The 13,597-nt window shown below is 57.9% G+C and carries 6 protein-coding genes; all 6 read right to left on the reverse strand.

Going from position 1 to position 13,597, the window contains the following annotated elements:
• Positions 1-20 precede the first annotated feature (20 nt).
• The 6 genes from leuB to GT019_RS22525 all read right to left on the reverse strand — a co-directional run bounded on the left by leuB (position 21) and on the right by GT019_RS22525 (position 13,368).
• Positions 21-1,100: a 3-isopropylmalate dehydrogenase gene (gene leuB, locus GT019_RS22500; RefSeq protein WP_161745639.1), complete on the reverse strand. Its 1,080-nt coding sequence runs from the start codon at positions 1,098-1,100 to the stop codon at positions 21-23.
• A 484-nt stretch (positions 1,101-1,584) separates the two neighbouring features.
• A complete protein-coding gene (locus GT019_RS22505) occupies positions 1,585-3,288 on the reverse strand; it encodes an S-layer homology domain-containing protein (protein WP_161745641.1) in 1,704 nt (567 codons plus the stop codon).
• Between the two features lie 193 nt (positions 3,289-3,481).
• A complete protein-coding gene (locus tag GT019_RS22510; RefSeq protein WP_235949010.1) occupies positions 3,482-8,677 on the reverse strand; it encodes a cohesin domain-containing protein in 5,196 nt (1,731 codons plus the stop codon).
• A gap of 542 nt (positions 8,678-9,219) precedes the next feature.
• Positions 9,220-9,879 carry a response regulator gene (locus tag GT019_RS22515; protein WP_161745645.1) on the reverse strand — a complete coding sequence of 220 codons (660 nt, stop codon included), beginning with the start codon at positions 9,877-9,879 and terminating at the stop codon, positions 9,220-9,222.
• Positions 9,876-11,240, reverse strand: coding sequence for a sensor histidine kinase (locus tag GT019_RS22520; protein WP_161745647.1), 1,365 nt, complete (start codon positions 11,238-11,240; stop codon positions 9,876-9,878). Before GT019_RS22520 ends, GT019_RS22515 begins: the two co-directional genes overlap by 4 nt.
• A gap of 583 nt (positions 11,241-11,823) precedes the next feature.
• The gene (locus GT019_RS22525) at positions 11,824-13,368 is read right to left on the reverse strand and encodes a 2-isopropylmalate synthase (protein ID WP_161745649.1); all 1,545 of its coding nucleotides are present in this window, start codon (positions 13,366-13,368) and stop codon (positions 11,824-11,826) included.
• Positions 13,369-13,597 lie beyond the last annotated feature (229 nt).

The raw sequence follows: 13,597 nt of genomic DNA on the forward strand, positions 1-13,597 counted from the left end.
TTATTTATAACAATTCTAAATTATTTTTTCATGGCGGCAATGATCAAATCGCCCATCGCCGTCGTGCCGATCGCCTTGCTCTTGTCGACCGCGATGTCGCCCGTGCGGTGTCCGGCATCCAGAACGGACTTCACCGCATCCTCGATGCTTTGCGCCGCATCGGCATAACCGAAGGTCAGGCGGAACATGAGCGCCACGGAGAGGATGGTCGCGATCGGGTTGGAGATGCCTTGGCCCGCGATGTCCGGCGCGGAGCCGTGCACCGGCTCATAGAGGCCGAAGCTGCCTTCCCCGAGCGAAGCGGAGGAGAGCATGCCGATGGAGCCCGTCAGCATCGCGGCCTCGTCGCTGATGATGTCGCCGAACATGTTCTCGGTCACGATGACGTCGAAGCTCGACGGACGGCGCAGCAGCTGCATCGCGCAGTTGTCGACGAGCACGTGCTCCAGCTCGACGTCCGGGTATTCGACCGCGATCCGGTTCACGACTTCGCGCCAAAGGCGGGATGTCTCGAGCACGTTCGCTTTGTCGACGGAAGCGAGCTTCTTGTGGCGGGTAAGGGCGATCTCGAAGCCTTGGCGCGCGATGCGCTCGATCTCGGTCACGTTGTATACGCACGTATCGACGGCTTCCGTGCCGTGTTCGCCTTCGCGGCGGAACTTCTCGCCGAAGTAAATGCCGCCCGTCAGCTCGCGCACGACGATCAAATCCGTGCCGTCAAGCACTTCCGGCTTCAGCGTGGACGCTTCCTTCAGGCAGTCGAACACGTTGGCCGGGCGGATGTTCGAGAACAAGCCCAGCGCTTTGCGAATGCCGAGCAGGCCCGTCTCGGGACGAAGCTCTTTCGGGTTATTGTCCCATTTCGGGCCGCCTACCGCGCCGAGAAGAACGGCATCGGCGTTTTGGCAGATGTCGAGCGTTTCCTGCGGAAGCGGCGTGCCTTTCTCGTCGATGGCGATGCCGCCGAACAGACCGTGCTCCGTCTCGAACTGGTAGCCGAACAATTCTTCCGTTCTCTTCAATACTTTGAGTGCTTCGCCGACAACTTCCGGACCGATGCCGTCACCGGCGATGACCGCGATTTTTTTTACGTCTGCCATGGGATAATGAGCTCCTTTATTCAGGACCTGTAGGGCGTCCTTTGATTATGATTCTCAGTCTAAGCTTAGTTGTACCATAAGAACGCCATAAAGACAAAGATATGAAAGCTATGACTTTTATAGGCTGGAGATATAAACGAAGATTCGCGACGGTTGCTTGCCTTCGGATGGTGCATCCTCCCCCAGATCAAGCCGAAGATCCAATAGCAGCGTCTTCGCGGCTACGGCGACCGGCACGACGGATCCGAACCGGCGGAACAAGCGCCCGCGCTGCAGCTTCCGATTATCCGCGTTCGCAAATCCAGCGTCGGAAGTCGGTTCGCACCTGGCCAAGCAGGCAAAGAAAACGAGCACGGAGAGCGACGCCGACCGTTTTAACGCCGGCGAAGCTCCTCCATGCTCGTTGTCGCGCCATTTACATCTTCATGCCTGTTGTCGCGCGAATCGCATTCTCATCTATATAGCAGGTTTGTGATTAAAGGGTTTACTTATAAAAATAATTGTATAGGCGATACATCAACACGGCCGTTTCCGCCCGGGTCGTCCACGCTTTCGGATGGATGTTCTGATTCGACCCGTTCACCAAGCCGGTATGAATCAGTGCGGCGACGCTGTCCCGGGCGTAATCGGCGACGCTGCCGGCATCCGCGAAGCCGCTTAGAGGTTCCGCGGGCGCAGGCACGGCTTTGTTCGCGCTCGCCAACGCTTTGGCGATCAACACCATCATATCTTGTCTCGAAATGGCATCGTCGGGACGGAACTGATTGTCGCCGGTGCCCGTGGCGATGCCCAAGCCGCGCAATACGGCTACCGCTTCGGCATAATACGCGTCGGGCGCCACATCGGCAAACGCCTCGCCCTTCGCTCCCTGCAGGCCCATCGTTCGGACGAGCAGCAGCGCAAAATCCGCCCGGCTCACGGAAGACTCCGGCCGATATTCGGTTGCGGAAACGCCGTTGATGATCCCTTTGGAAGCCATCGCTTCAATGGCCGATTTGGCCCAAGCGACGCCGCCCAGGTCATCGAACGTCTTCTGCACGAATACGACGGCATATTTGCCGAATTGCGTCGCCTGGAACAGCACGGCCCCCGCCGCCGAATCATACCGGGCGTTCGGTACCGCGATCGCGTTGCCTTGTTCGTCAATATACCAGATCGTAATATGCTCGGGATTGGCCCTTTCCTCCGCAGTCGGACGATACGCGATGCTGATCGTCGCCGGCGCGTTCGGATTGCTCCAGGAAATCTCTTGTCCGCCGCTGCGAACGCTCAAATCGATAACGGGACGATCGCCGATTTGCGCGCGCAGTTTTGCGTCCAATCCGCCGATGTCGGCTCGTTCGATGCCGAATTCGATATCGCCCTCCGGCAGACTGCCGTCCTGGAACATATCGCTCGGCACGGTTACCGTGCCAAACGGTGCGGAAATCTCGACCAGCACGTCCTCGGCGGAAGGACCGAACGCCACAGCCGGCAGTTCCAACGCGTGAGACGTGCTGCCGGGCACCTCGGTCAATACCACTTGAATCTTCTTGAATCCGCCGCCCGCTGCCGTCGCCTTGGCGACCGCCTTCAACCAGGTCTGCTCGTCGATTTTCGATACGGCCCGGCCCGTCGAGGCGTCGACTTTTGACGTCGGCGTGATGACGACTTTACCGTCTTCGTCGACGACGACAGAAGTATCGCCTTCGTCGTCAACGACAGGCGTAACGCCGCCGGAGCCGCCCGGGCTTCCCGGGTCGGTGGTGCCCGGCCCAGAATCGTCCGGCGCCTCGATCACCTTCAAGCTCGCGATCGCGTTCGCGTCGTAATCGACGACGTTCATTGCGCTGTCCACGGTTTTTGCTTTTTTCAGCTCGACCGTGCCGCTTCCCAATGCCTTCGCCTCAAAAACCATTTCCGCCAGCACGGCCGTCCCGGCCTCCCCGGACTTCGGTCCGACTTTCGTAAACGCCAATACAATTTGATTGCCGTTTACGGCAGGCGCAACGGCATAATCGAATCGGTCGCTGGATGCGCTGATGAATCGCAAATGATCGGCGTCGAACGTCGCTTGCAGCTCTGTCGCGTACACGTCGGACAGCTCCTGACCGATCACCTGGACTTTCACTTGGCTCCCGACGATCGGCTCATTGTTCGAGACGGAAAGCGTATACGCCGGAGCGGCGTAAGCGACATCAGTCGCCAAGGAAAACGCGCCTAACAGAATCGAGCCGGCCAGCAAAAGACTTAAGCAGACGATTGGGACCTTTCTCAGCGCAGTCATCCTCTTGGTATGTATCATTCGTCAACTTCCTTTCCGAATGGATGGGGAGGAAGGCGCGCAAGCGCCTCCTCCCGACCGATCAACCGATCGTTAAATTAAAGACCCGGTTCGTTGATTACGGATTTCCCATGATGCGGTAAGCGACAGCCGCCAGATCCTGCACGCCGATCGGACGAGGCGTGGTAATGCCTAGCGCCTTGTACAGCGGCCAATTGACGTCCGCGCTGCTTTGCCCGTAGTATCTTCCGATGACCGCCAAATCTCCGATGGTCAACGCGCTTGATCCGGACAGCGTTTTTAACGAGCCGTCGAATGCGGATATCGCTGTCGTCAACTCCGTTGTTGCTTCTTGAATTTCTGCCTGGGACAGGGTCGGATCGGCCAGCGCGGCGTTGGCGGCTGCCAGCTTCGTCAGCAGCAGCGCTTTGGAACCTGGCGCATATTGTCCAAGGAACGAACCTTCTGTCGCGCCGGTCAAGCGGCTGTCGGCCGCGGCGATTGCCGCGCTCAGAGCCGTCTTGTCGCTAACCTCGATCGTCACATTATGACTGGTCGAGCTTACCGGCGTTTCGGCGACGCCGTCCGAGATGATGACATTTTCGACCGTGACGGCGTTAAGCTCGACGGTCGCGCCGACGGTTCTGGCCTTGAAGTTCAGCTCCAGCAGGTTGTCGGTATTGGAAATGGCCTGGCCCGCGCCTGCGGCAAGGAATCGGATGTTGGCTTCGCCGCCGCCCGACGTGCCTTCCTGATCGAGCACGATCGAGAAGCCGTCTACCAGCGAGGTGCCCGACACGTATTCCACCTTCGCAGGGTCGTAACGAACGGTCAAATCGATCGCATAAACGTCGGACGTCAGGTTATTCAAGCCAAAGTTCAATTTGAACGGTTCCCCGGATACGACGGCAGCCGGTCCGCTCAGCAACGCGCCTTCCTGACCGCTGATCGAGATCAGCGCGCTGCCGCTCAAGCTGGACCCGACGGCTTTCGCCGTTACTTTCACGACGCCGTTCTTTTTGGCCGACAGCAATCCCGTCTCGCCGATGATCGCCGCATTGGTCTCCGACCCGTCTTCCGCGGTGACCGACCATACGACGGGAACTCCCGCCGACGCCGACATTTGCAGCGTGCCGTCTTTCGTCGTGATGGAGGTCGCTCCGGCCGCGCCGGAAACCTCCAGCTCCACGAACAATTGAAGCGCTTTGAACGCGTCGCGCAGCGCGTAATAGGCATTGTCCGCTGCTTCCTGCCCGACCGCGCCATTCGAGGCTGCAGCTTGGGCCTCGCTTAAAGCGCTTGCAAAAACGTTCCATGAATCGCTTGTATAAAGCGTATTGTCCAGGTTACCGACGTCCCCGATCAGTGCGGTCAGCAGGGTTTTGTCGACTGCCGCGGGGACGATCGGGCTCGCGGATCCGCCGCGGCCGGCTTTGACCTCGTTAAAATAGGTTTCTACTTTCGAAACTTCGTCAGCCGTCAGCACCCTGTCGTAGATGAGAATCTGCGCGACCCTGCCCAAGAAGCGGAAGGGGGTTGCAGCCGCCATCGAGTAACCTACGCCCAGATCCGATCTGTTCCCTGAAAGCGCCTTGGCATTGGTACCAGGAGTGCCGATGACGCTGTTATTAACATAAACGGCTCTATTGGTTCCGTCTAGCTGCGCCCGAACGCTGACCAGATCGTCCGTGGCGGTTGTCGCAATTTGTTGCCCGCCGCCCGATACGCCTCCGTCCGCGTTACCGAAACGGACGTTAACCCTGTTCGTTCCGACACCGAGATTAATGCCGCTCCAACCGTCGTTGGCGGCCCATGTTTGGTAAGCTTCGTTCAATCCGAAATAAACAAGGCCGTTTTGGTCGCTGGAGTTGTTGGCTGTGGTCGTTGGTCTAACCAGCGTGTATATCGTCATCTGCGTACTGCCGTTATAATCTTTAAAGCCGGCGGCTTTTAGCGGCCTTGCGTTCGCGGCGAAATCCACATAGTCGTATACGTCCTTCTTCAGCGTGGGATTGCCGGTCGGCGTTCCAAGATTATCGCCGCCGCTGCCGGGGACGTTCGCCGGGACAAGCTTCGCCGGGACGCTTCCCATATTCGTCCATCCGGTCACGTTCCCGCTGCTATCCTTTTCCACGCCCTCGTCGGCTTTGAGCCATAGGTCGAGACCGTTTCTAGGGATATCGGCCGGCGTCTTGTCGCTCACCACGACGCGGGCGTGCGATTGACTTAGCACTTCGCCGTCTGCCGCCAGCACGTAAATAATGTATGGACCGGGCAACAGGGGCGCGGTCATCCCGAGCACGTCGCCGGAGGCCACCGTTTCATCGTCGCCTCCATCGAAATGTCCGCCGCTCGACGAGGAAATCCATATCTTTTTCGTCGCGTCGTCCAAATCGAAAGCAAACCTGACTTTCCCGCCGGGGGCTACCGATACGTCAGCCGGAAGCAGCCGATTTGCCTCCGATAGGGTGGTGGTAAAGTTGACGGTTATGGCATTCGGCTCCGTCGTTGTGCCGGCTACCAAGGTCCAGCTTCCTTCGGCGGCGATTTGGTACCCGTTCTCCACGGGATTGCCGTTGAGCGTATAGGTGTAGCCTCCGCCCAAAGTCAGTTCAAGAGGCCGTACCGCCGAAACTTCGTAATTTTGCCCGTCTTCCACATTGATCGCCGACGCGTTCTGGTCGACGTATACCGTATATTTGGAAGTGGCCGTTTCCTTGCCGTCTGCGTAGTCGATATAGAGTTTGTATTCGCCTGCCGCCGCCGGAGCTTTGATGGACTTTGCGTCGCCTGCAGCTTTTGTCATCGTATTGCTTTCATTGAAGGCCGTCGTGTTCGCGGGCGCGAGCCAAACGGTGTCTTGCGCTTTCAGCAGACCCCTGCGGTTCAGCTTTTCGCCTTTGCCCATGATGACGTTGGAAGCCAGTTCGAACTCGGTGTCGGCAATGAGGCTTCTTGGGATCATATCCGTGTATTCGTTGGTTAGACCCGAATTCAAAACGATTTCGTTGCCCTTAACCGGCCAAATGCGGGCTTCGCTCTTGTAATTGTCGTTCGTAATCCTAGGGGCGCCATTCTGGTTGTTATTCCCGTCCACGTATCCTCCGACGGCATACATATCGCTTTTGCGCTTCCAGTTGTTAAATTCAAAAAGACGGCTTTGCCCGACGGCATGGGAGAGCTTCGACTGCACGACGTTGCCGATCATCTTGATGAACGTGCTGCCTTCGTCGGGATGGAACCCGTTCGTCCAGTTGTTGGAGGTTGTCGGTTTGTCCGTTGGATTCGGGTTAAGGAAGTTGTAGTTCATCTCGGTGAAATTCGTCCAGTTGTCAGGATTCCAGTTGCTGTTCTTGTCGGTGACGGGGTCGCTTGTCAAATTGTTGACGGTGTCCCACGTCCCTCCGCCCGGCAAATTACCCGGATCGCCCTGCCTTCCCAGCGAGTAGATGGCTCCGGAGTCGTTAACGACCGTGCAAATTTCCTCTATCCGGTTATAGTTGATTTTGTTGTTTCTGGATGTTTTGGAAATTTCGGGAGATCTCGCGAGGCTCGTTTCGCTCGTACCATGGTAAGGGCCGCCGGTCTTGTTGGTCCCTTGGGCGGTAAAGCCGAACCCATCGTACTCGTCCCAGCCCCAGCCGATGCTCATCGCGCCGTACGTGGTGTCATAAATGTAGTTGTGCAGTACCTGCATGTTAGTGGTGTAGAAGGAGGCTAGCGCGTTGGCGCCCGGAAATCCGTAGCAGGTCCTGTACAAAAAGTTGTTCGTAATAAAAATATTTTCCGGCACGGCTTCCGTGCCCGCCGTGAATTTCTCCTTATCGACGCCGGCCCAGTTCCTGATCGGCGTGCCGGAAACCGAAGCGCTGGATTCGTTCCTGATCGCCACATCGTTTTCATAGATATGCTGCGGATGTCCGACTACAACGCCGGAAGCGAGCGTATCTACGATATAGTTGCCCGTGACTTCGATATCCTTGGCATCGTTCTCCACATGGATGCCGTTAAATCCGGCAAGCCCGATCTCGCCGTTCAACACCTTAATGTTCCGCGCGGCATTGATCATGACCGCCGCAGGCGGTATGTCATACCCCCGGTAGAACGTCTCATGCCAGTTTATGCTGCTCGGAAAGTATACTTTGTTCACGATAGAGCCCTGAACGGAAGCGTAGCCGCGGGAAGTGGTCGTTACCGGACCGGATCCGTCGCTATACGTATACGTGCCCGTGAGTTCGTACAGCTTGTAGTCGGTATGGGCAAACGTCAGCCCGTCGAAGGTGATGTTTTTGACGCGTCCGTCATCCGAACCCTCGATCGGGTTCAACCGGTCTCCTACGGGGATTCCTCTGATGTCGAGGACCGTCTCGAGCCTTGGAACGACCACGTTGGCGTTATTGATATCCTCGCCTTCGAGCGGGATGTAATACAGCGTGCTTTCTGCCTGGTCGAAATAGAAATCCCCGCGTTTGTTGAAGAATTCGAACGCGTTGCGGATGACTTGATTGTTGCCTGGATTGTATTGCGTGTTATTGCTTAAAGACTGCGAAATCGCTGCATACGGCATCTGGAACCGGAGCATGACGCCGCCGGGCTTGTTGCTGGCCGCAGGCGCCTGTTCGATCGACGCGAAAGTGACGAAAGGCCTCGCCCATCTGGCAGTGGAGCCGCCCATGCTTTCGGCTTCGATGTTTTGGGGGTTTTTCGTTGCCGTCGTCAGACCTACGCTGGCATCGAATACGATACCCGCACGGATGTTGCTGCCGTTCTGCCACGCCCAAGGGTTATCGGCAGCGGTAAAGCTGACCGTGGGGGTGCCGGTGACGGTTCTGTTGGCCGAACCGATTTGCGGGCTCGTCGTCATGTTGGCGCGCTTGTCGTTTACGTAGATCGCGCGCAGCTTATCGCTCCGGTTGAGGGTCGTTTTATACGCCGTCAAGCCTCCGGTCTGGGTAAGGCCGACAGCCTCCGTCCATGCGCCTTTTTCCAGCATTTCACCGGCGCTGATGACCGGCTTCGCACCCGGCGCCGCTTCATAGCGAACCGTGCTGCTTGCGCTTCCGGAATCCTCCTTGGTAAAAACCAAGGTTTCGTTAAGCGGATAAAAGCCATCCGCAATCCGAACGACGATATCGCCGCCGGACTTCGGCAGCGTCCTCACTACCGCTTTCGCCTTGCCAAGCGTTTTGTACGGCTTGTCTTGCGTTCCGTCACCCGTGTTGTCATTGCCGGTCGCAGCAACGTAGATCGTTGCTTTCGGCGCGCTGTCAGCCGCCGCTGCCGACCTTGAAACCGGTAGCATGGAAACTACCATTACCAAAGTCATCATCCAAATTAACGCTCTGTTTCCCACCCTCATAAAACCTCCTTGATACTGATTTATACACATTACCGCCTAAGCGGTATTAGTGCCGGTTTCTCTGCTGTATTTGCAATCCATACAGCCCGTTGGCGCATTTTTGAGCATATACGGCAACATGAGATAAAAGCGCTTTCATTTTCTTGCTATGAACAAACCGTTATTAGGAATTTGATAATCCTATACTATAATCGGGACCCTATTTATTGAAGGGAATATTATAAGCGAACAAGGAAGATTATTGGTTGTATGCTGCCGATTGCGTATTTTGTTGAATAAACGAAATGATGAGCGCCATTACCGGCTTCAAAAAAGCGATGTCCATCCGAAATCTCATTACTGAATATCCCATAAAACAAAAAGAAGGACGCCAAAAGGAGACACAAGTCCCTTATGGGTCCAACTCGTCAAGAAAATTTATTCATTGCAGGGCCGCTCCGCAGACCCCGGGTGGTGAGCAAGTACCGACTTTCTCCGCTCCCCCGCCCGGCGACTGCTCAAAACAACTCGTGGTCCTTCGCCTTCTGCGCCGCTTCCTTGCTGCTCTTGCCGCCGATCTTGCGCAAAATATTGCCCACGTGGTTCTTTACCGTGCGCAGCGACAGGAACGATTGCTCGGCGATCTGCGTCTGGCTGTAACCGTCGTGGATCATGGAGAGCAGCTGCACCTCCGAAGGCGTCAGCATGCGCTTGAATTTGTCCGTCTCGTATTCGCGCTCCAGCTTCTTCAACCTTCGGAATTCCTCCAGCATTTGCCTGGCGGCCGACGCGTCGATGGCGGACCGGTCCGACGCCGCCTGTCTGACCGCCGCGGGAATCGAGGCAAAATCCGATTTGACGAGATAATTCACCGCGCCAGCCCGAAACGCTTCCGCGACGAACGCTTTGTCCTCCATGGACGTGAGCATGATGATGCGCGCCTGCGACGAGGTCGACAATTCTCCCGCAAGCCTGAGGCCTTCGGGGCTGTCCGCCATCATGATGTCGAGCAGGATAACGTCGGGCGCGGCGTCGGCGGCCAAGGAGAGCGCGAGCGCCGGATCTTCCGTCTCGCCCACGACCGTCAGATCCGGCTCTCCGTTCAAATACGCGCTTAGCCCCCTGCGCCAGTCGGGATCGTCTTCCACGAGCATGATTCGAATCGGCATGCCGTTCATCGCGCCCCTCCTCTTTTTCTGCGAACCGCGCGAAAATGAAACCGCACGACCGTGCCGGCGCCGGGCTCGCTGGCGATGCGAAGCTCGCCGCCCTGCCGGCTCATCAATTGAAAACAGTAGGCCAGGCCGAGGCCGAAATTCATTTCCCTGCCGTTCTTGGTCGTGAAGAACGGTTCCGTCACTTTGCGCAGATGCGCCTTGTCGATGCCCGTGCCGGTATCGCGGACTTCGATCGTGCCGCCGCGCCTGCCGCTGAAGACCGAGACGGTCAAGACGCCTCCGCCCGGCATCGCGTCGATCGCGTTTTGCAGCACGTTATGAATCGCTTCCTTCGTTTGCTCGGGATCCGCCTCGGCGATGGCGTCGTCGTCCAGCTGCGCATGCACGGCGATGCCCCGTTCGGACGTTTGTCCCGCGATGGCTCCAAGCTGGCTCCTTACCAATTCGGACAACTGCGCTTCCCGTACCTGCAGCCGCAGCTCCTGCGTCCGCTCATGGACGCTGCGGATCATCGCTTCGATGTGCACGGCGGCCGTGCTCACGACGCGCAAGTCGGCGCGCAGCTCGTCTTGTCCGCCTGCCTCGCGGGCGATTTTTTCGGTAAAGAGCTTGATTTTGCCGATGTCGTTCTTGATGGCGTGGTTCAGCATCGCGGTACCGCTCGTGATGGCCCGCAGCGAATAATCGATCTGCCGTTTCTCGATCAGCAGCTGGACGCCGAGGAAGCCGAAATTGAACAGCGAAAACAGGAAAATCACGAACGCGAATCCGATCGGCCATACATTGTACACCCACAGCCGGTACAAGCCGAAGAGCGGCAGCACGTAATTCATCGTCAGCGCGATCAGCACGGCCGGCAGCACGGCCAGCAGCAGCAAGGCGTGCGCGCGGCGCTCCGCCGGGTGAACATGCGCCTTGGTCACCATGAGCGCCGTTCCGAGCGCGGAATACGGAAGCGCCCAAACCGCGAGCAGGTTGTAGTGCACGGGATAATGCTCCGCAAGCGGAAGCAGCAGCATGCCGAGCGGCGGCAGCAGCGCGACGTAGTGCAGCCACCTGTACACGCTCGAAGGGAGCAGATCCCGATTATAAGCGGCGCCGAAGCACAGAAAGCCGTAAGGCAGCCCGTAATAGCTGGTCCACGAACAGCAGCGCTGCAGGACGCGCAGCACCTGTTCGTCCGCGACGTCGATCGCGCCGCTAACCAGCCAAGCCGCGATCCAGTCGTCCAGCACCGAAGCGAGCGCTCCCATCCCTCCGCAAAACGCGACAAAACTAAGCCAGCGTCCCGCCGGATTCCGCCGGTTGGCGATGAGCAGCAACCCCGATGCGGTCCAAAGCACGATCCATACAAACAACATTCCCCAGATGCTCCCCCATCGAACGGCCAACAATTGTCGGATTTTCTTCATTATACCATGGCGAAACCGAGACCAGCGCACGATTTACAAACAACAAACCATTGCAAGCGTCCTATGGCGCAGAAGCGCGGCAAGCGTGCGAGCGATCAAGCGTCCCAACCGTGTCACTTTACATGGTCATTGTTCTCGATCGTGAGGCAAGGTGAACGGAGGCTTGCTGCACATCCGTCGATACGCACCGACGCTCGGGTGCAACGATGCCTGTCCTTAAGGCAAGACGAACGGAGGATTGCTGCACTTTATGCCTAGCGCAGCAGCAATCAGGTGCTTCCGCGCCCGTCCTAGAAAAAAACGCCCCAGCAAGCCCAACCGGGCCGCTGAAGCGTAGTCTTCTGCATTAAGATTTAAAGGTTCGATTAACAAGCGTGCCCGGAGGGCGGGACGGAGTCGGAGAAATGAAAGGTTCGCCTTTGCAGTCGGATTTCCATCTCTACATGTTTCATCACATCAAGGAAATCCGAACTGCACCAGCGATCGTAGACCCGTCCCGCCCGCAGGGCGCCCCCCCTTGTTCAATGAGCCGTCAAATCAGGCTCATTTTGTCGCGTCTGCCCGGCGTCTTCCGCTTCTCCACCAACCGGTTCAAAGCATCGACGTAAGCGCGCGCGCTGGCTTCGAGAATATCCGTGCTGAGGCCCCGGCCTTGGGCGGATACTTCGTCCTGCTTCAGCACGACATGCACCTCGCCGAGCGCGTCCTTGCCGTGCGTGACGGATTTGATGGAGTAATCCTCCAGCTCCACGTTCTCCGCCGTCAGCGCATCGATGGCGTTGTAGATCGCATCGACGGAGCCGTTGCCTTCCGCCCGCGTCTCCTGCACGCTGCCGTCCCCGATGCGGATGCGCAGCGTCGCGCTAGGCGTCGACTTGTTGCCGTAGCTGACTTCGATCTGCTCGAGCGCGTACACCTCGGGCGTATCCACGAGCTTCTCTTCCAGCATCGCGCGGATGTCTTCGTCGCTGACGTTCTTCTTCTTGTCCGCCAGATCCTTGAACTTCGCGAATGCCGCGTTCACGGCGTCGTCGCTGAGCTCGTAGCCGAGATCGATCAGCTTCTCGCGGAACGCGGCGCGGCCCGAGTGCTTGCCGAGCACGAGCTTGGAGTCGACCAAGCCGATCGTCTCCGGCGAGATGATCTCGTACGTCGTTTTCTCCTTCAGCATGCCGTCCTGATGAATGCCGGATTCATGCGCGAACGCATTCGCGCCGACGATCGCCTTGTTGCCCGGCACGACCATGCCCGTCAGCTTGCTGACCAATCGGCTCGTCTTGGCGATTTCCTTCAAGTTCAGACCGGTCGTCGCCCCGAAGAAATCCGATCGCGTGGCAAGCGCCATGGCGATTTCTTCGATCGCCGTATTGCCCGCGCGCTCGCCGATGCCGTTAATGGTGCCTTCGACTTGATCCGCGCCGTTCAGGATCGCGGCCAGCGCGTTCGCCGTCGCCATGCCCAGATCGTCGTGGCAGTGCGCGCTCAACTGGATTTTCTCGATGCCCGGCACCTGATTTTTCAGCGTTTTGAAAATATTCCCGAACTCCGAAGGGTTCATGTAACCGACCGTATCCGGAATATTGACGACCGTTGCGCCCGCCTTGATGGCCATCTCCGTCACTTGGCAGAGAAAATCCAGCTCCGTACGGCCCGCATCCTCGGGGGAAAATTCGATTTTGCTGAAATACTGCTTCGCGTAGCGGATCGCGCGCTCCGCCGTCTCCAGCACCTGCTCCTTCTCCATGCGAAGCTTGTGCTTGCGGTGAATCGGAGACGTGGCCAGGAACAGATGCAGGCAAGGGTCCTGCGCGTCCTTCAACGCTTCGCGCGCCGCGTCGATATCCTGCTCGCGGGAACGGGACAAGCCGATGACCGTCGCGTTCTTGACGGCGCGGGCGACCGCGTTGACTGCCGCAAGATCGCCCGGGGAAGCCGCAGGGAAACCCGCTTCGATGCGGTCTACGCCGAGCTTCTCGAGCTGGTACGCGATTTCAAGCTTTTCCTTCGTGTTCAGGTTCACGCCCGGAGATTGTTCGCCGTCGCGAAGCGTCGTATCGAAAATATAAATTTTGCGCATGAGTTGCACCTCGGACTTCAAGAATAGTCCCGGATAGCGAAACGGCCCTGACATCTATCGCTTACGCAAGAGACGCAGGGACCGGTCCGCTTATCCGGGCAACAAGCTTATTATCAAGTTATGACCGGAAAGCCCGGTACAGAATGTCTTACTTCTTGATCCAGTGCATCAGTTCGCGAAGCTGGCCGCCGACCACTTCGATCGGATGCTGCGCTTCGTTGCGGCGGGT

Source organism: Paenibacillus glycinis (assembly GCF_009909185.1).
GTDB classification, from domain to species: domain Bacteria; phylum Bacillota; class Bacilli; order Paenibacillales; family Paenibacillaceae; genus Paenibacillus_Z; species Paenibacillus_Z glycinis.